20 protein-coding genes and 1 pseudogene are annotated in these 22,058 nt (G+C 55.2%); 11 read left to right on the top strand and 10 right to left on the bottom strand.

Features of this window, described 5'->3' with window-relative positions; all coding sequences use genetic code 11:
* Window positions 1-282 precede the first annotated feature (282 nt).
* From ACREYP_RS09745 to ACREYP_RS09725, 5 genes are all read left to right on the top strand, one after another.
* Complete coding sequence (locus ACREYP_RS09745; protein WP_166991918.1) at window positions 283-777, top strand: SH3 domain-containing protein; 495 nt, start codon at window positions 283-285, stop codon at window positions 775-777.
* A 120-nt stretch (window positions 778-897) separates the two neighbouring features.
* Window positions 898-1,857 (top strand): hypothetical protein, encoded by a 960-nt coding sequence (locus tag ACREYP_RS09740; protein ID WP_336818143.1) that lies wholly within the window; start codon window positions 898-900, stop codon window positions 1,855-1,857.
* Between the two features lie 38 nt (window positions 1,858-1,895).
* A complete protein-coding gene (locus ACREYP_RS09735) occupies window positions 1,896-3,278 on the top strand; it encodes a serine/threonine protein kinase (RefSeq protein WP_336818142.1) in 1,383 nt (460 codons plus the stop codon).
* Window positions 3,279-3,452: 174 nt separating this feature from the next.
* Window positions 3,453-5,210 carry an alpha,alpha-trehalase TreA gene (treA, locus tag ACREYP_RS09730; protein ID WP_336818221.1) on the top strand — a complete coding sequence of 586 codons (1,758 nt, stop codon included), beginning with the start codon at window positions 3,453-3,455 and terminating at the stop codon, window positions 5,208-5,210.
* A gap of 240 nt (window positions 5,211-5,450) precedes the next feature.
* Window positions 5,451-7,628, top strand: coding sequence for a TonB-dependent siderophore receptor (locus ACREYP_RS09725; RefSeq protein ID WP_336818141.1), 2,178 nt, complete (start codon window positions 5,451-5,453; stop codon window positions 7,626-7,628).
* A 65-nt stretch (window positions 7,629-7,693) separates the two neighbouring features.
* Here ACREYP_RS09725 and ACREYP_RS09720 read toward each other — a convergent pair whose 3' ends face one another.
* Window positions 7,694-7,945, bottom strand: a complete 252-nt coding sequence (locus tag ACREYP_RS09720) for a GlsB/YeaQ/YmgE family stress response membrane protein (RefSeq protein ID WP_008454104.1) — start codon at window positions 7,943-7,945, stop codon at window positions 7,694-7,696.
* A gap of 236 nt (window positions 7,946-8,181) precedes the next feature.
* On the opposite strand from ACREYP_RS09720, the gene ycgR reads away from it, so the two are divergent.
* Entirely contained in the window at window positions 8,182-8,913 is a 732-nt protein-coding gene (gene ycgR / locus ACREYP_RS09715) for a flagellar brake protein YcgR (RefSeq protein WP_008454103.1), read from the top strand.
* Window position 8,914: 1 nt separating this feature from the next.
* Here ycgR and emtA read toward each other — a convergent pair whose 3' ends face one another.
* Window positions 8,915-9,526, bottom strand: coding sequence for a membrane-bound lytic murein transglycosylase EmtA (emtA, locus tag ACREYP_RS09710; RefSeq protein ID WP_008454102.1), 612 nt, complete (start codon window positions 9,524-9,526; stop codon window positions 8,915-8,917).
* A 95-nt stretch (window positions 9,527-9,621) separates the two neighbouring features.
* Between emtA and ldcA the strand changes: the two genes are divergently transcribed.
* Together ldcA and ACREYP_RS09700 are read left to right on the top strand one after the other, a co-directional pair.
* The gene (ldcA, locus tag ACREYP_RS09705; protein ID WP_336818140.1) at window positions 9,622-10,533 is read left to right on the top strand and encodes a muramoyltetrapeptide carboxypeptidase; all 912 of its coding nucleotides are present in this window, start codon (window positions 9,622-9,624) and stop codon (window positions 10,531-10,533) included.
* Window positions 10,534-10,616: 83 nt separating this feature from the next.
* Window positions 10,617-12,287: pseudogene (locus ACREYP_RS09700) on the top strand (potassium/proton antiporter); the annotation flags it as partial.
* On the opposite strand, the gene ACREYP_RS09695 reads toward ACREYP_RS09700, so the two are convergent.
* The 3 genes from ACREYP_RS09695 to ACREYP_RS09685 form a co-directional block, all read right to left on the bottom strand.
* Window positions 12,204-12,380, bottom strand: a complete 177-nt coding sequence (locus ACREYP_RS09695) for a hypothetical protein (RefSeq protein WP_498881398.1) — start codon at window positions 12,378-12,380, stop codon at window positions 12,204-12,206. The pseudogene ACREYP_RS09700 and the gene ACREYP_RS09695 sit on opposite strands and share 84 nt — an antisense overlap.
* 163 nt (window positions 12,381-12,543) lie before the next feature.
* Window positions 12,544-13,614, bottom strand: coding sequence for a catabolic alanine racemase DadX (gene dadX, locus ACREYP_RS09690; RefSeq protein WP_008454096.1), 1,071 nt, complete (start codon window positions 13,612-13,614; stop codon window positions 12,544-12,546).
* Window positions 13,615-13,625: 11 nt separating this feature from the next.
* Window positions 13,626-14,924, bottom strand: a complete 1,299-nt coding sequence (locus ACREYP_RS09685; RefSeq protein ID WP_008454094.1) for a D-amino acid dehydrogenase — start codon at window positions 14,922-14,924, stop codon at window positions 13,626-13,628.
* 325 nt (window positions 14,925-15,249) lie between these two features.
* Between ACREYP_RS09685 and ACREYP_RS09680 the strand changes: the two genes are divergently transcribed.
* Window positions 15,250-16,782, top strand: a complete 1,533-nt coding sequence (locus ACREYP_RS09680) for a SpoVR family protein (protein ID WP_273969071.1) — start codon at window positions 15,250-15,252, stop codon at window positions 16,780-16,782.
* Window positions 16,783-16,990: 208 nt separating this feature from the next.
* On the opposite strand, the gene fadR is transcribed toward ACREYP_RS09680, so the two are convergent.
* On the bottom strand, window positions 16,991-17,710 hold the full coding sequence (gene fadR / locus ACREYP_RS09675) for a fatty acid metabolism transcriptional regulator FadR (RefSeq protein WP_008454089.1): 720 nt from the start codon (window positions 17,708-17,710) through the stop codon (window positions 16,991-16,993).
* A 228-nt stretch (window positions 17,711-17,938) separates the two neighbouring features.
* On the opposite strand from fadR, the gene nhaB reads away from it, so the two are divergent.
* Entirely contained in the window at window positions 17,939-19,504 is a 1,566-nt protein-coding gene (gene nhaB / locus ACREYP_RS09670; protein ID WP_166991903.1) for a sodium/proton antiporter NhaB, read from the top strand.
* 145 nt (window positions 19,505-19,649) lie between these two features.
* Entirely contained in the window at window positions 19,650-20,180 is a 531-nt protein-coding gene (gene dsbB / locus ACREYP_RS09665) for a disulfide bond formation protein DsbB (RefSeq protein ID WP_008454083.1), read from the top strand.
* 50 nt (window positions 20,181-20,230) lie between these two features.
* Here dsbB and ACREYP_RS09660 read toward each other — a convergent pair whose 3' ends face one another.
* The 4 genes from ACREYP_RS09660 to ACREYP_RS09645 all read right to left on the bottom strand — a co-directional run bounded on the left by ACREYP_RS09660 (window position 20,231) and on the right by ACREYP_RS09645 (window position 21,998).
* Window positions 20,231-20,470 carry a putative hemolysin gene (locus tag ACREYP_RS09660; RefSeq protein ID WP_008454082.1) on the bottom strand — a complete coding sequence of 80 codons (240 nt, stop codon included), beginning with the start codon at window positions 20,468-20,470 and terminating at the stop codon, window positions 20,231-20,233.
* Between the two features lie 24 nt (window positions 20,471-20,494).
* On the bottom strand, window positions 20,495-20,704 hold the full coding sequence (gene ymcF, locus ACREYP_RS09655) for a cold shock small protein YmcF (protein ID WP_442892445.1): 210 nt from the start codon (window positions 20,702-20,704) through the stop codon (window positions 20,495-20,497).
* A gap of 98 nt (window positions 20,705-20,802) precedes the next feature.
* A complete protein-coding gene (ycgN, locus tag ACREYP_RS09650) occupies window positions 20,803-21,249 on the bottom strand; it encodes a cysteine cluster protein YcgN (RefSeq protein WP_008454079.1) in 447 nt (148 codons plus the stop codon).
* Between the two features lie 89 nt (window positions 21,250-21,338).
* Window positions 21,339-21,998, bottom strand: a complete 660-nt coding sequence (locus ACREYP_RS09645) for a fumarylacetoacetate hydrolase family protein (RefSeq protein ID WP_008454077.1) — start codon at window positions 21,996-21,998, stop codon at window positions 21,339-21,341.
* Window positions 21,999-22,058: the final 60 nt, after the last annotated feature.

The following is a 22,058-nucleotide window of genomic DNA, read 5'->3' as shown; positions in this document are numbered from 1 at the left end:
ATTACATTTACCTCAGCCCAATTTTTTACTGCGCTAACCCGGCATCAAACCTTCATGTACGTAATAGGTTATTCCACTGTTATAACACCATTGAATTGTTAACCGGGCTATGTAAAATCACGCTACTATGCTGAAACCACGCGAATTCCTTGCGCCGGCGAGATACTCAAGCCGCCGCACCGTTTTGCGTGGGCGTATCTCACGTCGTGGATAATTTTCCTGTGCGGCGCTCCTTGCTCCCGCGGCGGTTGAGTTTTAACCTTTTTCTCAGGGAACGTCTCAATGAAATTGCGAAGCCTGTTAGTCCTCCTTGTTGTCACTACGGTTGTCGGCTGTAAAGCGCCGCCGCCGAAGATGACCGACGACACCATTGTGACCAGCACGGTAAACGGCGTCACCCTGACTCACCGCTATGTCGTTGAAGTACCAAAAGAGTTTACGCCTGTTGACGCCGAGTATCGGGCGCTTTATCCGGGCTCCATCATGAGCAAACCCGATTTTGGTGGCAAAGTGCTGGCCCAGCTTGAAAACGGCCAAAGCTACACGGTGCTGGGCGAGGTAGAAAATCACTGGTTTGCTATCGCCGAGCAGGATAAACAAGAGCTGCTGGGCTATGTGCCGCTCAGGGCGCTGGTCAAAAGCGAGCTGTATACCCAGACGCTGAAAAAAGACCGGCCTCGCCCTCGCCGCGCGGCCAAAAAATCCACCTGCGTTGCGGTAGATAATAAAAGCAAAGCCTGCCAGAACGCCGACAACGGAACGTGGATCATTAATTAAACTTCCCCTTCGGGGGTTTTCTAACCAAAGATTTTGGTATGAGAGTAGCAACGACTCGCCCGGCAACCTGTATGGGCGTTAACGTAGCCCCTCTTTACACACAGGCTAACAAGGATTTTTATGAAACTCTGGCTTTCGGGTATGGCGTTGCTGCTGGCATCCACTACCGTCTGGGCAGGGAACTACCGCATCGTTCAATCGCCGTCCCAAAAGCTGGACGTGTGGATAGACAACATCAAAAGCAATGCCCCGCAAAGCTGGTGCGGAAGCGATCTTCCGGTTCGAATTGTGGCAAACGGGGATAAAAACCCCCTTATTCTGAAAACGTTCATGCCTCGCCTCGGCGCGCTTCTGGAAAATCAGTGCAGCGAGATTGAGCGCGTCAACTGGCAGCTTGAAGATCCCGAGGGGGCTTCCCTTGCTCGCGGGTCTGCCACCAAAACCAGCGACTGGGGAGTGACTATCGAGTCCCCGCTTTCTTCGGTTGCGACCCGTAATGAGCGCCCGGAAGATCTTTCCACGCCTCTCGACCGCACGCCATGGCTGGAATTTACCCTACAGGATGGCTGCCACTTGCGCACATTCTGGCAGGGCGATGCCTCCAGCAGTTCCCTGTTTATTCCGGGTAAAGAGAATGGCAAATGTGAAAAAGGCGGCTGGCTGAACGGCACCAGCGAAGTGGTGCGGCGCGGCGTCGGCGGCGAAAAGCGCATTATGATGACGTTTGTCCACGGTTTCCCGGTCAGCGGACTGAACTCCTCAGCGGACGCCGACAGCCTGCTTATCACCAGCGTGAACAATGAGCGCATGGTCGTCAGCAGTGAACAGGCACCGCAAAGCTGGCTTATTTTGCCTTACCACCCTGAAATTAACGGCTGGAAAGCCAGCGGCACCGTTGCCGTGGAAGTGTCTCGCGACATGGCATTGGATGAACAGCGTCTCCAGACGCGGCTCAACGAGGTGCGCAAGCTCTGGTCCGGCTGGGTGACGCCGGGGACGGCCATTACGTTGTTGCTGGTCGAGTCCCTGCACCCGCAGCTGCGCGACCCGGCCGCGGGTGCCTGGCGAGCCCAAAAATAAATACGCCGCATGTTGCATGACTACGCGCAGAGAACATCATGATAGATAACGATTTTATTCCAAAAGTGCCCAATGCTCTGCCGCCTGGCTACCGCTTTGACGAATTTGAAATTCAGGAAGCCATCGACGCCAGCATGACCAGTATTCTTTACCGGGCGTGGGATCATCAGCTCGAGCGTCTGGTGGCTATCCGTGAATACATGCCTAAAGCTTACGTCATGCGCAATGACGTGATGGAGCTGGTGCTGCACAGCGAGCGCGACCACCTGGTCTACACCACCGGTCTGAACGGTTTTATGCAGGAAGCGCGTCAGCTGGCGCACTTTAATCACCCGAATCTGCCTCAGGTGCTGCGCATCTGGAGCGACAATAATACCGCTTACGTCGTGACGCTGTTTTATAGCGGCATTACGCTGGATGAACTGCAAAAGCAGCAGCCGTCGCTGATCGATGAAACGTGGATCCGCCGGATGCTGCCCATGCTTTGCGGCGCGCTGGCAACGCTTCACGCGGCCGAACATCTGCACCGCAACCTGTCGCTGAAAAGCATTCAAATTCAGGATAACGGGCTGCCCATCCTGCTCAATACCGGCGCGCCACGCCGGGGACAAGGCTCGCTGGATGAAGGCAATACCCTGCTTCACCCCGGATTTGCACCGCTGGAGCAGTACACCGGAGATCTGGCAAGCCAGCTGGGGCCGTGGACAGATATTTACGCCGTCGGAGCCGTGCTTTATACGCTGATTACCGGCAATGCACCGCCTGCCAGCGTCGCCCGCAGTATTCAGGACAGCTGCATCCAGCTCGCGGAAAACCAGCCCGAGGGCTATTCCCTGAATTTACTGCAGGCGGTTGATAAAGCGCTGTCGCTGAAGCCGGAAGATCGCCCCCAATCCATTGACGCTTTTGCGGCCCTGCTGAATATCCAGCCAGACGATGTGCGTGAACTGATCGGTAATAAAAAAACGGGTACCGCGCTGGTGCCGGTAGAAGATCCAGAGAACACGGCGACGCGTCCGCTCTGGAAGCGCTATCAACCTGCCCTGCAAATTGGTGCGGGCGCCGTCGCGGGTCTGATTGTTGGCGCGGTACTTTTTGGCCGGGGAAGCCCTTCAGTGAGCTCGCCGGAACCTGCTCCCGCGCCGCTTGCAGCGAATCAAAGCCCGGCGCAGGCAAGCGCGGCCCCTGTAGCCGTCGCGGCTGAAAGCACGCTCGCCCGAGTGTATGTTCGAATGAACGACGGCGAACAGCTGGCGGTCAACGGCAAAGCGCAAAAGCTGACGCCCGCCGCCAATGGTTTTGCGTCGCTTCAGCTCCCTGCCGGGAGATATTTGTTGGCGCTGAGCGGCGGCGAAACGCCCCGCAAACAAACTATTGTGGTAACGAATTCCGGCACGTGGCTGGTAAACCCGCAGGGGTGATTACAGACTTAACGAATACTTCAGCCCCGTTCTGCGGGGCTTTTTTATGGGGTAAATAATCCGGTTTTTCTCTTTTTATCTTCAACGGCGCTCGAAATTCGGAAAATTCAACTAAGGTTTTCAGGGAGTTGATCGCAACGTAGCGTGTTGCGTCCCGTCGATGGAGAAGGAATGATGATAAAACCCGTTTTGCGCCGGCCTTATGCGCTTTGCTTTGCGGCCCAAATGGCCGCTGCCGGTGCCGTATTTGGCCTTACGCCGCTTGCTTCGTTCGCAGCCCAGGAAACCGAATCCCCACGCCCGCCCGAGCCTCAATCGCCCGACGAGCTTTTTGGGCCTTTGTTTATTGATGTCCAGACCGCGAAGCTGTTCCCCGACCAGAAAACCTTTGCGGATGCCGTGCCCAAGGGCGATCCGCTGATGATCCTTGCTGATTATCGTATGCAGCGCCGGCTCTCGGGGTTCGACTTACGCCATTTTGTTGATGTGAACTTTATCCTGCCAAAGGAAGAAAAAAGGTCTGTGCCGCCGGAAGGAGAAAGCCTGCGGGAGCATATCAACGGGCTCTGGCCTGAACTGACCCGTTCCGCGAACAGCGACAACAAATGGGACCCGCTTCTCCCGCTACCAAAACCTTACGTTGTGCCCGGCGGGCGCTTCCACGAGCTTTACTATTGGGACAGTTACTTCACCCTGCTGGGGCTGGCGGAGAGTGGGCGCTGGGATGACGTGCAAAATATGGTGGACAACTTCGCCCACGAAATCGATACCTGGGGCTACATTCCCAACGGGAACCGCAGCTACTACCTGGGCCGTTCACAGCCGCCGTTCTTCGCCATGATGGTGGAACTGCTGGCGCAGAATAAAGGCGATAGCGTTTACACAGCCTACCTGCCGCAGCTGAAGCAGGAGTACAGCTGGTGGATGGAGGGCAGCGACGCCCTCAAACCGGGCGAAGCCCATGCCCGCGTGGTGAAACTCAAAAATGGTGCCCTGCTCAACCGTTACTGGGATGAGAAAGACACGCCGCGAACCGAGTCCTACCTGGACGACGTCACCACTGCGAAAAATACGCCGTCGCGTGCGGCCACGGATATTTATCGTGACCTGCGAGCTGCCGCCGCTTCCGGCTGGGACTTCAGCTCCCGCTGGATGGATAATCCAGCCCAACTGGGCACCATCCGTACCACAAGCATTGTGCCCGTGGACCTTAATGCGCTGCTCTATCAGCTAGAGAAAACGTTGGCTCACGCCAGCGAGCTGGCAAAAGATAGCGACGCAGCACAGCGCTATAAGCAGGCCGCGGACGATCGACAGAAAGCAATTGAACAAAACCTGTGGAACGCCAAAGAAGGCTGGTACGCGGATTACGATCTGAAAAGCCACACGGTTCGAAACCAGCTAACCGCTGCCGCCCTGTTCCCACTGTACGTTCATGCGGCGGCGCAGGACAGAGCGGACAAGATGGCGAAAGCCACCCGTCAGCACCTGCTCAGCGCGGGCGGACTTGCCACGACCAGCGTAAAAACCAGCCAGCAATGGGATGCCCCCAACGGCTGGGCGCCGCTGCAGTGGGTGGCCACCGAAGGTCTGCAAAATTACGGGCATAAAGATCTCGCGCTGGAAGTCAGCTTCCGCTTCCTGAGTACGGTGCAGAACCTCTACAACAAAGAGCAAAAGCTGGTTGAAAAATACGATGTCACAGCCGGAGGTGCGGGCGGTGGAGGCGGTGAATATCCGCTTCAGGATGGCTTCGGCTGGACCAACGGCGTCGCGCTGAAAATGCTGGATATGCTCTGTGCAAAAGAAAAACCCTGCGACAATGCGCCGGATAAGCTGCCTTCGGCCACGCCCGGCCCGGTAACGGAAGCGGCCAAACCTGCCGCAGATAAAACGGGGATCTCACCAGCCTCGAGCAAGCCAGCGCCGTAACCTGACCATACTGACCACGGCGTGATTGCCGCTTAATCATTTCATTTAAAACAATAAGCCCATGAAATCATCATTGATTTCATGGGTTTTTATGCATTAAAAATCATCGCACGCCTTGCACTTGATAATAATAACGATAACAATTCTCATTCGAAACCGCATTTAAAAACCGCGTTTTCCCGTCGCATGCCGGCGGAGGACTTCCATCAGGATGATGATCTCAATACTTCCGGACAAAAAATGATAAAGGACCTTACCGTAAAGCGCTCCGCTTTACTCTGCACGCTGGCGCTCATCGCCCCTTTTTCTTCATCGGCTGAAGAAACACTGGTTGTGACCGCTAAACCTGCTGACACCGCAACCTCTCCAACAATAGGTTATACCGCCACCACAACCCGTGGCGCGACCAAAACCGACGAGCCGCTGATTACCACCGGGCAAAGCATTTCCGTCGTGACCCGTCAGCAAATGGAAGACCAGGGCGCGCAAACCATTAATAGCGCGCTGAACTATACCCCGGGCGTGTTTACCGGATTCTCCGGCGGTGCAACCCGTTACGATACCGTCGCATTACGGGGTTTCCACGGCGGCGACGTGAATAACATCTTCCTTGATGGCCTCCGCCTGATGAGCGACGCGGGTAGCTTTAACGTGGTCCAGGTCGATCCCTGGTTCCTGGAACGCCTTGACGTCATCAAAGGCCCGTCTTCCGCACTTTACGGCCAGACTGTTCCGGGTGGCCTGGTGATGGAAACGTCTAAACGCCCGCAGTTTGTCGAAGAAGGCCACGTGCGGGCGATATACGGCAACCACAACACCAACGGCACGGCGTTTGATTACACCAACGCGATTAATGACCAGTGGGCCTTCCGTATCACCGGCCTGACCAAAAATAGTGATACGCAGTATGACAACACGCGTGACGAACGTTACGCTATTTCGCCGTCCCTGCTTTGGCAGCCGGATGATGCAACGTCTCTGGTACTAAGAGCCTACCTGGAAAAAGATCCGTCCGGGGGCTACCACGGTTCTGTTCCGGGCGACGGCAGCCTTTACACCACCACGGGACGCAAGCTGGATACTGGCTTTTCTGACGTACAGCCGGGCGATGACGCCTTTAAGCGCCACCAGCAGATCTACAGCTACGAGTTTGCTCACGCCTTCGATGAGGTCTGGTCTTTCCGCTCAAACGCCAGCTATACCCACTCAAACGTAGCGCTACGCCAGGCCTATCAAATTGGCTGGGCAGATACCGCGCATAACGAACTTTCGCGCTACTACAGCCGTGAAAACTCCTCGCTGGATGCCTGGGCCATCGACAATCAGTTAGAAGCCGACTTCGCGACCGGCGATCTGCAGCATAAAGTGGTGCTCGGCGGGGAATATCACCGGTTCACCAACGATCTGACCGACGGGACGGGCTACACTTCCAACCTGAATCCGTGGACCGGCGTTTCTGGTGGCGTTGGCGGTTACTATTATTACGATCCACGTGACCCAAGCTACGCGACAATTAATCAGGGGCTTTTGGTTAAATCAGGCCGCCGCCAGTATGAGCAAACCGGGGCTTATCTGCAGGATGAGATGAAGTGGGACCGCTGGCATATGACGCTGTCTGGCCGCTACGATCATCTGGTGACTAAAAGCCATCTGGTGGCGACGGCGATCGACAGTGACGTGACGGACAACCGCAGCGACAACCACTTTAGCGGCCGCGCATCTCTGCTGTACGCCTTTGATAACGGTATTTCGCCGTATGTGAGCTACAGTCAGGCCGTCACACCGCAGGTACTTTCCGATGCCGAAGGCAAACTGCTGAAACCCACAACTGCCGAACAGTACGAAGCTGGCGTAAAATACCAGCCTGTGGGAACCAGCGATCTCTATAGCGCCGCCGTTTACGATTTGACCCAAAAAGATGTGGGGAACCGTAACGTGCAGGGGGGATATTTTGAACCGGCAGGCAAAGTGCATTCGCAAGGACTTGAGCTGGAAGCCCGCACTCAGTTGACACCACGCCTGTCAACCATCGCCAGCTATACCCTTAACCGGGTGCGCTATAAAGACGCCATTGACGGTAATGACGGCAACACGCCGTACGTCACGCCAAATCAAATGGCGAGCCTGTGGAGCACGTTCAAAGCCGATTATGGTCTGAGCCTGGGCGCAGGGATTCGCTACATCGGCAAACAATGGGCCGACAACGAAAATACCCTGCGTGTTCCTTCCGTAACGCTGCTGGATGCCATGGTTCGGGCAGATATGGGCGCATGGACACCGTCGCTGAAAGGCGCGTTTGTGCAGCTTAATGCCACCAACCTGACGGGCCGTGACTATGTGGCGGGCTGCTACGGGACGGGCTATTGCTATTGGGGCGCGGAACGTTCGATCATTGCGACCGTGGGCTACGATTTCTAAACTTATATAGAAAGCTAAACGTAAAAACGGCCCTTCAGGGCCGTTTTTACGTAATGAATGACTTTCTACCGTCGTACCATCCTGAAAATAGCCAGCACAATAATGGCGCCAATCACCGCCACAAAGAAACTTGGCCAGTTAAAACCGGTTACCGGTCCGCCAAGGTGCAATGCCGTCGCCACCCAACCGCCGACAACCGCGCCCACGATCCCCAGAATACAGGTGAGGATAATACCGCCGCCGTCTTTGCCAGGCATAATCCACTTAGCTACTACACCCGCGATAAGACCAAAAATAATCCAGGCCAGGATACCCATTTTAGAACGTCCTCTTCTACATTGTGAGCTTTAGCAGGCTCGCCCGAGGCTGTCTGCGCCCCGGCCAGCGACCTGCTGTCAAAAAGAGTATAGTTCGGCTGCAAAAAAACGTGATGAATCTCACCTGGTTATGCGCATTTTCAGGAAAAAATAGTCAAAAATTTGTATTAAGTTTTGTGCGGTTTTGCCGATAAGCTTCGTTACCACAACCTGAAAACACAACAAGGACTTGAGCCTTGAGTCACTATAACGATCAGTTCCTGAAGCAGTCTCCTCTGGCAGTATTAGGTGTGTTACGTGATTTACACAGACAGCAGGTTCCCGTCAGGCTGGAATGGTCTAACGGGCAGTTCATCAGCAAAATTCTCGATGTCTCGGCGGAGCGTTTAGTGCTGGACTTTGGCAGCCAGGCGCGGGAAAACCTATCCGTGCAGAAGGCCAACGATATTGATTTCATCGCTGAAACGCAGGGGGCAAAAGTCGAATTCTCCCTGCCCGGCCTTAAAGCGACGGAATATCAAAATCTCCCGGCGTTTACCACGCCGCTGCCGCCATCGCTGTGGTTCGTTCAGCGCCGGGAATATTTCCGCATTACCGCGCCTACGCAGCCCCAGTATTATTGCCGCACCGAACTTGCCGACGGTTCTCAGTTTGCCTTCCGGCTCTGCGACCTGTCTCTTGGTGGAATGGGCGCCCTGGTGGACGGCACGTTACCGCCGGGCCTTGCACCCGGGCTGCGTTTTGGCCGCGTAGAGATGGATCTCGTAGAATGGGGCAAGTTTTACTTTGATATGCAGCTGGTGATGGTTTCAGAGCGAAAAGTCGTGGACAGTAAAAACGAGACCATTTCTACTCCGCGCCTGAGTTTTCGTTTCTTAAACGTCAACCCGGCGGTCGAGCGCGAACTGCAAAAGATTATTTTCTCTCTGGAGCGGTCGGCCCGGGAAAAGGCCAACCGCGTGAAATAGCTTAAATGGCATTCATGGCCCGCGTGACCTTATACAGGTAGCGCGGTGCCTGCGGCGCAGGATGGTTGGTCGCTACATGCTGATAAAATTCATCCGGGCTCAGGCGGTTAATTTTGTCGATTGCGGTCTGCCTGTCGGAATCAAAGGTTCTTAGTAGCGCCCCCGCCCCGTTCACGTAAGAAACAATCAGCGCGTACTGCATCACCTGCGGGTCGTTGATTCCCCGCAAAATGCCGTGTTCCAGAATACTCAGATAAGCCGTACCGATGTCGATATTACGCGCCGGCTCTCTCAGTTCACTGTCCGAGGGCTGCCCTCTGAAGCCCTGATTGCGATACACCTCTTTGCCCGCCGTGGAGCCTTTGATCTGCATCAGGCCGATGGCATTAGAGGCGCTAACCAGCTGCGGATTGCCGCCCGACTCTACCGCAATAATTGCCGTTATCAGTCTCGGACTAACGCCCCATTGCTGGCCGGAGAGTTCGGTCAGCGGCATCCAGTTCAGCGCCCGCTGGGTGGGGATCGTCGGATCCCACGGTGCCTGCTGCTGCGGAGAATGGCTGGAGCAACCGGCCAAAAAAAGCACCAGAATGATAAACCCTCTTAATTTCACGCCTCTATCCTTATTGATGTGGCCGGCCATAACGGCGATGACAAGCGCTCTCGATAGCGGCATGATAACCAATTCATATTCAGCAAGGAAATGCCATGTCTCTGATTCATTTAATCGCCCCGTCCGGCTACTGCATTAATCAACAGGCCGCCGCCAGGGGCATTCGTCGGCTGGAAGAGAATGGGCATCAGGTCGTCAATCAGCAGACACTGACCCGGCGTTTTCAGCGTTTTGCCGGCACGGACAGTGAACGACTGGCTGAACTTAATCAGCTGGCGGCGCTGCCGCCGGAAACGGACATCGTGCTGGCCGTGCGCGGGGGTTACGGCATGAGCCGCCTGCTTGAGCACATTGATTTTTCACGTCTTGGGGCTTCGCTTCGTGCCCGGCCACAAATTATTTGCGGTCACAGCGACTTCACCGCTTTCCAGATGGCCCTGCTGGCACAGTGCGGAGCCATCACCTTCAGTGGCCCGATGCTGGCCGGAAATTTTGGTGCCGAGGAGATGGATGAATATACCTGGCGCCACTTCTGGAAGGCGCTCAGCGAACCGACGTTCACGCTAAGTTGGGAAAACGATGCGCCCGCGATGCAGGCCAGCGGCACGGTTTGGGGCGGCAATCTCGCAATGCTAATCTCTCTGGTCGGCACGCCGTTTTTGCCGCCAATAGACGGCGGTATTTTGGTTGTGGAAGACATCAACGAACATCCCTTCCGCGTTGAGCGCATGCTGCTGCAGCTTTACCATGCGGGCATTCTGTCACGCCAGAAAGCGATTATTTTAGGAAGTTTTAACGGTACAACCGCAACGGATTACGATGCAGGATATACTTTTGAAGTAATGCGTAAAACGCTGCAACAGCGCCTGAACGTGCCTGTCCTTTCCGGCCTGCCTTTTGGACATGAACCACAAACCGTGACGCTGCCGCTCGGCGCGTTTGGCGAGCTGGCCCACGACGGCGTTACCTCCCGACTGACGTTAAGTGGACACCCGGTACTTCGCTAAAGAAGCCCGGTTTAAGCGCCCTTTTTGAGCGTTTGCGTAACAGATGACATGTTACAATTCGACAACATAGACAAAGGAGACGAATGATTTTGGACGCAGGGGCGATTGTCAGTCTGTTTATTTTGGGTTCCGTTCTGGTAACTTGCAGTATCTTATTAAGTTCTTTCTCCTCTCGTCTGGGCATTCCCATTCTGGTTATCTTTCTGGCTATCGGCATGCTGGCCGGGATCGATGGCCTTGGCGGTATCCCGTTTGATAATTATCCCTTTGCCTACCTGATCAGCAACCTGGCGCTGGCGGTGATCCTGCTTGACGGCGGGATGAGAACCCAGGCGAGTTCGTTTCGCGTTGCGCTGGGCCCCGCGCTCTCGCTGGCAACCGTTGGGGTATTAATTACCTCCGGACTGACCGGGATTGCCGCCGCCTGGCTGTTCAACCTGAACCTGATTGACGGCCTGCTTATCGGCGCCATTGTCGGCTCCACCGACGCCGCCGCGGTCTTTTCCCTGCTCGGTGGGAAAGGCCTGAACGAACGCGTAGGCGCGACGCTTGAAATTGAATCGGGCAGCAATGACCCGATGGCGGTGTTTCTCACCATCACGCTGATTGAGATGATCCAGCAGCACCAGACCGGACTGAGCTGGCTGTTCCTCGTGCACATCATTCAGCAATTTGGCCTGGGGATTGTGCTTGGCCTCGGCGGCGGCTATCTGCTGCTGCAAATGATTAACCGGATAACCTTACCCCACGGGCTTTACCCGATGCTGGCCCTGAGCGGCGGGATTATGGTATTTGGCGTCACGACGGCGCTGGACGGCAGCGGTATTCTGGCGGTTTATCTGTGCGGCTTTGTGATGGGCAACCGCCCGATTCGCAACCGTTTCGGGATCCTGCAAACCTTCGACGGCCTGGCCTGGATGGCGCAAATCGGCATGTTCCTGGTGCTGGGTTTACTGGTGAACCCGTCCGATCTGCTGCCGATTGCAGTCCCTGCTCTCCTGCTTTCCGCGTGGATGATCTTCTTTGCTCGTCCGCTGTCGATTTTTGCCGGTCTGCTGCCATTCCGCGGTTTTAATCTGCGCGAACGCGTATTTATCAGCTGGGTTGGGCTGCGAGGCGCAGTGCCGATTATCCTGGCGGTGTTCCCGATGATGGCCGGGCTGGATAACGCCCGCCTGTTCTTCAACGTGGCCTTCTTTGTGGTGCTGGTGTCTCTGCTGCTCCAGGGCACGTCGCTGGGCTGGGCCGCCAAAAAAGCCAAAGTCGTCGTGCCGCCAGTAGGCTGGCCCGTTTCGCGCGTGGGTCTGGATATTCATCCTGACAATCCGTGGGAACAGTTTGTCTACCAGCTAAGCGAAGAGAAATGGTGCGTGGGTGCCGCCCTGCGTGACCTGCATATGCCAGAAGAAACGCGTATTGCCGCGCTGTTCCGCAATAACGTACTGCTTCACCCAACGGGCAGCACCCGCCTGCGAGAAGGCGATGTGCTTTGCGTTATTGGCCGGGAACGCGATCTTCCCGCGCTGGGGAAACTGTTTAGCCAGTCGCCGCCGGTGGATTTGGATCAGCGTTTCTTTGGCGACTTTATTCTGGAAGCCAGCGCCCAGTTCTCCGACGTGGCGACCATTTACGGCCTGACGCTGGATGAAGAAGTGGATCCTCAGCAATCGTTAGGTGATTTTGTGCTGGGGATGCTCGGCGGCGCGCCGGTGGTTGGCGACCAGGTGGAGTTTGCCGGAATGATTTGGACGGTGGCCGAGAAAGAGGACAACCTGGTGCGTAAGATTGGTGTCCGGGTGGCTGAGGAAGAAGAGGAGTAGTCTCCCCTCACCCCGGCCCTCTCCCAGAGGGAGAGGGGAAAAAAAACAGCGGAAACCTTCTTTATCCCCTCTCCCTCTGGGAGAGGGTTAGGGTGAGAGTAAAAAAACCAGAAGCGATTCTGCGGTTAAATTCAGTGCCTGTCATCAAGCAAGATGACAGCGAGACAACATCTCGAGAGAAGCAGAAACGTTAACTCATCACCACCGGCACTCTCGGCGCTAACGCACACATCAGCTCATAGCCAACCGTACCCGCGGCGCTGGCGACATCGTCAATTTTGACGTTTTTGCCCCATAGCTCAACCGGGCTGCCGATACCCGCCTGCGGGCAAGGCGTCAGGTCTACAGCGATCATATCCATCGACACTTTGCCCACCAGGCGGGTCATGATGCCATCCACCATGACCGGCGTGCCATCCGCCGCAATACGTGGGTAGCCGTCCGCATAGCCACCAGCCACAATGCCGATTCGCTGCTCGCCGCTGGCGGTGTAGCGGCTGCCGTAGCCCACGGTATCGCCAGCCTTCAGGTTCTGAATGCCGATAATTTCGCTGCTCAACGTCATTACCGGCTGAAGGCCGCTGGTGGCGATATCCTGCCATTGCCCGCTCGGAGAGGCGCCATAAAGGATTATCCCCGGGCGAACCCAGTCAAAATGCGCCTCCGGGTGCCACAGCGTAGCCGCCGAGTTTGACAGCGAGCGAGGGGCGTCAATTCCCTCCGCCGCCTGTTCAATGCGCTTCATCGGCTCAATAATGCCTTCTGGCTGCTCCGCATCGGCAAAATGCGCCATCAGGGTCAGTTCGCCCACATTCGGGATAGAACGGAGTTTTTGCCAGATGCCGTGTACGCGGTCGGGCGTAAACCCGAGACGATTCATCCCGCTATTGATTTTGAGATAAACATCCAGCGGCGCGCTCAGCTTCGCGTTGGCTATCGCCTTCACCTGCCAGTTGCTGTGCAGGCTGGTGGTCAGCCGGTATTTGTCGAACAACGCCAGCTCATCGGCATGGAAGAACCCTTCCAGCATCAGGATCGGCCCTTTCCAGCCGCGCTCACGCAGCAAAATGGCCTCTTCGAGATTCAGCATGGCAAAACCATCGGTCGCGCCTAACGCCGACCAGATACGGTCGAGACCGTGGCCATATGCGTTGGCCTTAACGACCGACCAGACACGCGAACGCGGGGCGGCTCTGCGCACCACTTCAAGATTATTGCGCAGCGCGCTTAGATCCAGCGTCGCTACCACAGGACGGGACATGACGGCTCCTTTTAGTTATGTGCGCCGTGAAGGTGGCGGGCGCTCAGTGGCGTAAAGCCAGGCGCGTAGCGTGCGATGCCTAAATCCTCGCTTGGGATAGCCGGAGTACGCCCGGAGATCAGGTCGCTCAGCATCTGGCCCGAACCGCATGCCATTGTCCAGCCTAGCGTGCCGTGTCCGGTATTAAGCCAGAGATTCTTGAACGGCGTACGCCCAACAATTGGCGTCCCGTCCGGCGTCATCGGACGCAGCCCGGTCCAGAACGTGGCCTGCTCGACGTGCCCGCCTCGCGGATAGAGATCCCTGACGACCATTTCCAGCGTTTCACGGCGCGGCTGCAGCAGCTCAGTGTTAAAACCGACTATTTCTGCCATGCCTCCCACGCGGATGCGGTTGTCAAAGCGGGTAATAGCGATCTTGTAGGTCTCATCCAGAATGGTTGAAACCGGCGCGCCCTGTTCGTCGGCAATAGGAATTGTCAGGGAGTAACCTTTCAAAGGATAGACAGGAATATCGGCGATGCCCTTGAGCAGGCCAGTGGAATAGGACCCGAATGCCACGACGTAGGCATCCCCCTTCACCACTTCCTGGCCGCACTGTACGCCGCTGATTTGCTGGTTGTCGTAAAGCAGACGATCAACCGGCGTATTGAAGCGAAACTCAACGCCGGCTTCCGCCGCCATCCGCGCCAGGTTTTGGGTAAACAGCTGGCAGTCACCGGTTTCATCGTTCGGTAAACGCAGGCCGCCGGTCAGCTTGTGGGCTACGTCCGCCAGCGCGGGTTCAACGCGGTTAAGCTGGCTAGCTTCCAGCAGCTCATACGGCACGCCTGCGTCTTTCAAGACGGCGATGTCTTTGGCCGCGCTTTCATACTGCTGCTCGGTGCGGAACAGCTGCAGCGTCCCGCCCTGCCGGCCTTCATACTGGATGCCTGTGGCGTGGCGCAATTCTTTCAGGCAATCACGGCTGTACTCCGCCAGGCGTACCATGCGGCCTTTATTTTCCATGTAATGGCGGGTATCGCAGTTGCGCAGCATCTGCCACATCCACTTCAGCTGGAACTGGGTTCCGTCGAGGCTGATGGCCAGCGGCGCGTGGCGCTGGAACATCCACTTAATGGCTTTTAACGGGACGCCCGGAGCCGCCCACGGAGCAGCATAGCCCGGAGAGATCTGCCCGGCGTTGGCCGCGCTAGTTTCCTGCGCCGGCCCTGATTCGCGATCGATGACAGTGACTTCATGCCCGGCCTGACGTAAATACCAGGCGCTCGCCACGCCGACGACACCACTTCCCAGCACCACAACACGCATATCTGCTCCGCAATTAGCTAAAAGAATAATCTTCTGATTACATATTGATAACTTAGTTGAATATGTTATTCAACATATGGCTTTATTATGGTGACTAAACTCACAAACCTGCCCGCCAGCGCTGGAGCGGGATAATTAGCATCTCCTGTACGGGAAAACATTTTCGTCAAAATAAAATGCTGAGTGACGCGCTAAAAGCCCGCTATTGAGATCAATAAATCGCGAAGAAAAAATTTTACTTGTCGGCGCTATCTTTCAGGAGTTGTCTATTCTTGAGAGTGAGGCTTTCCATCCAGAGAAAGTCGAAAACAATGAGGGCGCGCTGATGGCTAACGTAACTGATTTCGCCACAAAGGATCCCACCCGTCTGAGTGACGGCCCCGACTGGACGTTTGAGCTACTGGACATTTACCTGGCCGAGATTGACCGGGTAGCAAAGCTCTACCGCCTGGACACCTATCCCCACCAGATTGAGGTCATTACCTCCGAGCAGATGATGGACGCGTATTCCAGCGTCGGGATGCCGATTAACTACCCGCACTGGTCTTTTGGCAAAAAATTCATCGAAACCGAGCGCCTGTACAAGCACGGGCAGCAAGGGCTGGCGTATGAGATCGTCATCAACTCTAACCCCTGCATTGCCTATTTGATGGAAGAGAACACCATCACCATGCAGGCGTTGGTGATTGCGCATGCCTGTTACGGGCACAACTCTTTCTTTAAAAACAACTACCTGTTCCGCAGCTGGACGGATGCCAGCTCGATAATCGACTACCTGATTTTCGCCAAAAATTACATTACGCAGTGTGAAGAGCGCTACGGGGTTGATGAGGTGGAGCGCCTGCTGGACTCCTGCCACGCGCTGATGAATTACGGCGTGGACCGCTATAAACGCCCGCAGAAGATATCCCTGCAGGAGGAGAAAGCGCGCCAGAAAAGCCGGGAAGAGTATCTGCAAAGCCAGGTGAATACGCTCTGGCGCACGCTACCGCGTAAGGAAGAGGAAAAAGCCGCGGAATCCGCCCACCGCTTCCCTTCGGAGCCGCAGGAGAATCTGCTGTATTTTATGGAGAAGAATGCCCCGCTGCTGGAGCCGTGGCAGCGTGAGATCCTGCGTATTGTGCGCAAGGTGAGCCAGTATTTTTATCCGCAAAAACAGACCCAGGTCATGAACGAGGGCTGGGCCACCTTCTGGCACTACACCATTCTCAATCATCTGTATGACGAGGGCAAAGTCAGTGACCGCTTTATGCTGGAGTTTTTGCACAGCCATACCAATGTGGTGTTCCAGCCGCCCTATAACAGCCCGTGGTACAACGGCATTAACCCCTACGCGCTGGGGTTCGCCATGTTCCAGGATATCAAACGTATTTGCCAGTCACCGACCGAAGAAGACCGCTACTGGTTCCCGGATATTGCCGGCAAAGACTGGCTGGAAACGCTGCATTTCGCCATGCGTGACTTCAAGGACGAAAGCTTTATCAGCCAGTTCCTTTCGCCTAAGCTGATGCGCGACTTCCGCCTGTTCACCGTGCTGGACGATGACCGCAATAATTACCTGGAAATTTCGGCCATCCACAATGAAGAGGGATACAGGGAAATACGTTCCCAGCTGTCGGCCCAGTACAACCTGAGCAACCTCGAGCCGAATATTCAGGTTTGGGATGTAGATTTGCGTGGGGATCGTTCGCTAACGCTGCGCTACATCCCGCACAACCGCGCCCCACTGGATAAAGGGCGCAGAGAAGTGCTCAAGCATGTGCATCGCCTGTGGGGATTTGATGTCGTGCTGGAGCAGCAAAATGCGGATGGTAGCGTGGAACTGCTGGAGCGCTGCCCGCAGCGAAACCCGCTGTAAGAGTGAAAAAAAACGCTTCCCGAGGGAAGCGTTTAAAGTTGCTGACAAAGAGGGAAAAAGCGTGATTTTTCCCTCTTTGTGGTTATTAGCCGAAAATCAATGAATTGATTTTCCTGTTTTTTTAACGAACCCTCTGTTATTTCTTATATCAGCAGAGGTTTGTCAACAGTCTGTAGCGCTTCCCGAGGGAAGCGTTTTTTATGCTGGCCTAGCGACTGTGCATCGCCAAATCGCCAGGCAGGTTTTTCTGCATACGGTGCCAAATCTCGCCGCTCTCGCGACCGTAGTTACGCACGGTATCAAAGACCTGCTCGTGAAGCCCCTGCTGGCAGATTTCTGCCAGGCGGTGGTAAAAGCCCAGCGCCAGGCTACGGGCTTCAGGATTGGAGAAGTAGTGACGCCCGATGCGGGTGTACAGCCCTTTCATCCCGTTCAGGATCAGCCCATAAATTGGGTTACCTGATGCAAACGCCAGGCCGCGGAAAATGTTGTAATCCAGCTCGGCAAACGCGTCCGCGTGGTCTTCAACTTTGCTAGCCGTGGCCAGCACTTCCTGCGCTTTATCTGGATACTGACGAATCGCCGTACGAATAAATATCGTGGAAATATTGGTTCGCACCGAAAGCAGATTATCAATCAGCTGCGGCACGCTGTCGTGATCGAGACGAGCCAGCGTTTCCAGAATGTTTAAGCCCGAGGTTTCCCAGAAATTGTTCACCCGCGTTGGCTTCCCGTGCTGAATTGTCAGCCAGCCGTCGCGTGCAAGACGCTGAAGCACTTCACGTAAAGTGGTACGCGTAACGCCAATCAGTTCTGAAAGTTCACGCTCTGCCGGCAGAATAGAACCCGGCGGAAAACGGCTGTTCCAGATACTTTCTATAATATACTCTTCCGCGAAACCCGCTGGGCTCTGCGCCTTAATGACCATAGTAAGATTTCCATTACTCAGGTTTTGCTAATTGGACTCATCATACCAGATGCCATGCGCGCCAGATAGCGGGGGCGACGCGCAAATGCGGGATCGGCGTTGAATTTTGACGATAAACGCCTTAACTCAGGATTTCCTTCGGCTTGATCGCGTGCGCCATAAACGAGTACCCTGAAGCGTTATCTTTTTTAACATCAACATAATACAACGGATAATGGTAACTATACGATGGAAATGTCCTTTGGGCGGGCGTTGTACCGCAATTTTCTGGGTCAATCACCTGACTGGTACAAACTGACGCTGCTTCTCTTTTTAGTGCTTAATCCGCTAGTCTTTTGGTTTGTCAGCCCGTTTATCGCGGGATGGATGCTGGTGGTGGAGTTTATTTTTGCCCTGGCGATGGCGCTGAAATGCTACCCGCTGCTGCCGGGTGGCCTGCTGGCCATTGAGGCCGTGCTGGTCGGCATGACCAGCCCCGATCACGTTCGTGCTGAAATTGCTTCAAACCTCGAAGTGCTGCTGCTGCTGATGTTTATGGTGGCCGGGATTTATTTCATGAAGCAGCTCCTGTTGCTGCTCTTCACCCGCCTGCTGTTGGGGATCCGGTCTAAAGTTGCGCTGTCGCTGGCCTTTTGCGTCGCCGCCGCGTTTCTTTCCGCCTTCCTTGATGCCTTGACGGTCGTGGCCGTTGTCATTAGCGTCGCCGTGGGCTTCTACAGCATCTATCACCGAGTAGCATCTGAAGCACAGGATGACAGCAACGTTCAGGACGACAGCCATATTCGGAGCGACAGCCGCGAAGTGCTTGAGCAATTCCGCGCTTTCCTGCGCAGCCTGATGATGCACGCTGGCGTCGGTACCGCACTGGGCGGCGTAATGACCATGGTTGGCGAGCCGCAGAACCTGATCATTGCTAAAAACGCTGGCTGGCACTTCGGCGATTTCTTCCTGCGCATGATGCCGGTGACCGTGCCGGTGCTGATTTGTGGCCTGCTCACCTGCATCCTGCTGGAACGTTTTAAAGTGTTCGGCTATGGACAAACGCTGCCGGAAAAAGTGCGTGGGATCCTGTATGACTTTGATGCTCAGAGCACCAGGAAGCGAACAAAGCAGGACAAGATGAAGCTGCTGATCCAGGCGCTGATTGGCGTCTGGCTGATTATCGCTCTGGCCTTCCATCTGGCAGAAGTCGGCCTGATTGGCCTGTCGGTGATTATTCTGGCGACATCGCTGTGCGGGGTTACCGACGAGCATGCTATCGGCAAAGCCTTTACCGAAGCGCTGCCGTTTACCGCCCTGCTGACCGTTTTCTTCACTATCGTGGCGGTTATCATCGACCAGCATCTGTTCAGCCCGATAATTCAGTACGTGCTCGATGCCTCTCCGCACGCCCAGCTGTCGCTGTTTTATATCTTTAACGGCCTGCTATCCTCGATTTCCGACAACGTCTTTGTCGGCACCGTTTATATCAACGAGGCGAAAACTGCGCTGCAGAATGGTGCCATCAATATGCAGCAGTTCGAACTGCTGGCGGTGGCTATCAATACCGGCACAAACCTGCCCTCGGTGGCAACGCCAAACGGCCAGGCGGCGTTCCTGTTCCTGCTGACATCGGCGCTGGCGCCGCTGATTCGCCTCTCTTACGGCCGCATGGTTGTGATGGCGCTGCCCTACACGCTGGTTCTGACCCTTGTGGGCCTGCTATGTGTGGAATATACCCTGACGCCTGCTACACAATGGATGCTGGACAGTGGCTGGCTAATGACGCCTGATACGCTGCTTGCACCGCACTAAGGCAATTTGACGGGAAGTCCGCTTCCCGTTACAAATTTTTTCCTTATAAACATCCGATTACTGCGTTATTTTCATCTGCGCTACTGGCGCAAAAAGGGAATTGGTTTACACTGCCGATTCTACGCATGCTGCAGGGAAACTGATTATGTTGCGATATTTAAACCAATGCTCTCTTGGGCGCACCGCCTGGCTGCTTTTAGCCTTTACGGCATTTGCGCTTGAGATGGTGGCATTGTGGTTCCAGCACGTTATGGGGCTGAAACCTTGTGTGATGTGTATTTATGAGCGTTGCGCGCTGTTTGGCGTGATGGGGGCAGGCATCGTGGGCGCGATAGCCCCTAAAAGCCCGCTTCGCTATGGCGCCCTGGCCATCTGGCTCTACAGCGCAGGGAAAGGCGTTCAGCTGGCATGGGAGCACACCATGCTGCAGCTTCACCCGTCCCCATTTGTGACCTGTGATTTCTTCGCTCGCTTCCCAAGCTGGCTGCCGCTGGATAAATGGCTGCCGCAGGTCTTTGTTGCCAACGGTGACTGCTCCGTTCGTCAGTGGGAATTCCTGTCGCTGGATATGGTGCAGTGGCTGCTCGGGATCTTCGCCGTGTTCCTGGTAATCGCGGTTCTGGTGCTGATTGCCCAGTTCTTCAAACCTAAGCGTCGCGATCTGTTTGGCCGCTAAGTTAACAAACACGTTAGACAAATAACCCACCTTTCGGTGGGTTATTTTTTTCAGGAATGATCGCGCCGGTACAGAGCCCATTCATCAATTCTTTCCCCGCCTGGCAGCAGGCAGTCACTTCTTTCGCCCTCAGGCGTTTTCACCATCACAGATTTCCCGCCTTTGGCCTGGCAGTAAACCGAAGCCGGGTTCGCCATGCCTATGCTGTGCGGAGGCTTCGGCGCCTCACGCTCTGCCGTCGCACAGCCGCTGAGCAACAATAGGCTCATGATGGTTGTTAGTTTTTTCATTTTTCCTCCTTTGAGGACGGAATCTTAACAGCGCGGCTGGGAAGAAGCCAAAGACTGTTGCCCCAGCGGGCTAAAACCGGAGAAGGTCGCATTTAATGGACGATGAGCGAACGCCTGCATTGCGGATTTGCAAAAGATACAGACTGCGCCATGGGGATTTGATTCTCGGACATCGTAGGGGGAGGTGCGATACTGCGATCCGCCACATGACGGACACTGGAATGTTAAATTCAGGATAAAAACTCTCTTATTTTGGTTATTGAAAGTCTATCCTATCACAAGATTGGTTATATAAAGGATTTATTTTCATTCCCGACCAGCATCGAAATACGCTAGTCAGCCCACTCGGGCTTGTTGAGGATATGATCCTGCCAGTCGCGGACCTCTGACTCTTTCACCGCGATATGACGCACGGAAATGCGCTCACCGTGCATGGCGGCTTTTGAACCGGTAATCAGCGGGTGCCATTCCGGCAGCGGTTTGCCTTCGGCCAGCAGGCGGTAAGCGCAGGTGTGCGGCAGCCACTCAAAAGTCGGCAAATTGTCGCGAGTGAGTTTGATGCAGTCCGGCTCGTATTCGAAACGGCGGGCGTAGTTCTTGCACTGACAGGTTTTGATATTGAGCTGCTTACAGGCGACGTTGGTGAAATAAATCTCGTCGGTGTCTTCGTCCATCAGCTTATGCAGGCAGCACTGGCCGCAGCCGTCGCACAGGGATTCCCACTCGGCGTCGCTCATTTCGTCGAGAGTTTTACTTTGCCAAAAAGGAGTGGGTGTCATAGCGGTTCCTGCATTTAAAAATTAAGCTGCACCTTATAAACAGTCTGACACCCGGATGCAAGTTTTGCCGCCCTGAAGCGGCAAATTGTTTATAAAACGCGCGTCGTCAGGCTGTGACCTGCAAAGCTCACTTCCAGCTCATCGCCGCTAAGCAGCGGGCCTACGCCTTCCGGTGTACCGGTCAGGATCACATCCCCCGCACGCAGGGTGAAGAACTTGCTCATATAGGCAATCAGCGGCACGATCTTGTGGATCATGTCTTCGGTATTGCCCTGCTGGCGAGTTTCACCGTTGATCTTCAGCTCCAGCGGGGTATTTTGCGGATCGTGAGTGAACTGTGCCGCAGGGATAAACCCGGAAATTGGGCAAGAGTTATCGAAGCCCTTGGCTTTTTCCCACGGCTGGCCTGCTTTTTTCAGTTTGGCCTGCAGATCGCGCAGCGTAAGGTCCAGCGCAACACCATAGCCGGCGATGGCTTTTTGCACGTGCTCTTCACTTGCCTGCTTAAGGGTTGAGCCGATCAGAATGGCCAGCTCTACCTCATGATGCACGGAGCCGAATTCCTGTGGTAACGCCAGCGGCTGGCGAATATCGCACAGGGCACTTTCAGGCTTAATAAACACCACCGGCTCGTCCGGCGTCGCACTGCCCATCTCTTTAATATGTTTGGCATAGTTGCTGCCAACACAGACTACTTTGTTTACCGGAAAATCAAGCAGCGCACCCTGCCAGTTATGATGTTGATACATGCCTTTCCTCTGTGTCGTGTGTGTTAACTGCCTTTGATACTAGATAAAAAAATGCCTGCT

This window comes from Enterobacter sp. TMH.L2, from assembly GCF_050847315.1.
Lineage (GTDB): Bacteria > Pseudomonadota > Gammaproteobacteria > Enterobacterales > Enterobacteriaceae > Cedecea.
This window is presented reverse-complemented; position numbering and strand designations above follow the sequence as displayed.

What these genes read in the sequence shown, in the direction of transcription:
- ACREYP_RS09745 (WP_166991918.1), top strand. Translation starts at nt 283, where the DNA reads ATGAAATTGCGAAGCCTGTTAGTCCTCCTTGTTGTCACTACGGTTGTC.
- ACREYP_RS09740 (WP_336818143.1), top strand. Translation starts at nt 898, where the DNA reads ATGAAACTCTGGCTTTCGGGTATGGCGTTGCTGCTGGCATCCACTACC.
- ACREYP_RS09735 (WP_336818142.1), top strand. Translation starts at nt 1,896, where the DNA reads ATGATAGATAACGATTTTATTCCAAAAGTGCCCAATGCTCTGCCGCCT.
- treA (WP_336818221.1), top strand. Translation starts at nt 3,453, where the DNA reads ATGATAAAACCCGTTTTGCGCCGGCCTTATGCGCTTTGCTTTGCGGCC.
- ACREYP_RS09725 (WP_336818141.1), top strand. Translation starts at nt 5,451, where the DNA reads ATGATAAAGGACCTTACCGTAAAGCGCTCCGCTTTACTCTGCACGCTG.
- ACREYP_RS09720 (WP_008454104.1), bottom strand. Translation starts at nt 7,945, where the DNA reads ATGGGTATCCTGGCCTGGATTATTTTTGGTCTTATCGCGGGTGTAGTA.
- ldcA (WP_336818140.1), top strand. Translation starts at nt 9,622, where the DNA reads ATGTCTCTGATTCATTTAATCGCCCCGTCCGGCTACTGCATTAATCAA.
- dadX (WP_008454096.1), bottom strand. Translation starts at nt 13,614, where the DNA reads ATGTCCCGTCCTGTGGTAGCGACGCTGGATCTAAGCGCGCTGCGCAAT.
- ACREYP_RS09685 (WP_008454094.1), bottom strand. Translation starts at nt 14,924, where the DNA reads ATGCGTGTTGTGGTGCTGGGAAGTGGTGTCGTCGGCGTGGCGAGCGCC.
- ACREYP_RS09680 (WP_273969071.1), top strand. Translation starts at nt 15,250, where the DNA reads ATGGCTAACGTAACTGATTTCGCCACAAAGGATCCCACCCGTCTGAGT.
- fadR (WP_008454089.1), bottom strand. Translation starts at nt 17,710, where the DNA reads ATGGTCATTAAGGCGCAGAGCCCAGCGGGTTTCGCGGAAGAGTATATT.
- nhaB (WP_166991903.1), top strand. Translation starts at nt 17,939, where the DNA reads ATGGAAATGTCCTTTGGGCGGGCGTTGTACCGCAATTTTCTGGGTCAA.
- dsbB (WP_008454083.1), top strand. Translation starts at nt 19,650, where the DNA reads ATGTTGCGATATTTAAACCAATGCTCTCTTGGGCGCACCGCCTGGCTG.
- ACREYP_RS09660 (WP_008454082.1), bottom strand. Translation starts at nt 20,470, where the DNA reads ATGAAAAAACTAACAACCATCATGAGCCTATTGTTGCTCAGCGGCTGT.
- ycgN (WP_008454079.1), bottom strand. Translation starts at nt 21,249, where the DNA reads ATGACACCCACTCCTTTTTGGCAAAGTAAAACTCTCGACGAAATGAGC.
- ACREYP_RS09645 (WP_008454077.1), bottom strand. Translation starts at nt 21,998, where the DNA reads ATGTATCAACATCATAACTGGCAGGGTGCGCTGCTTGATTTTCCGGTA.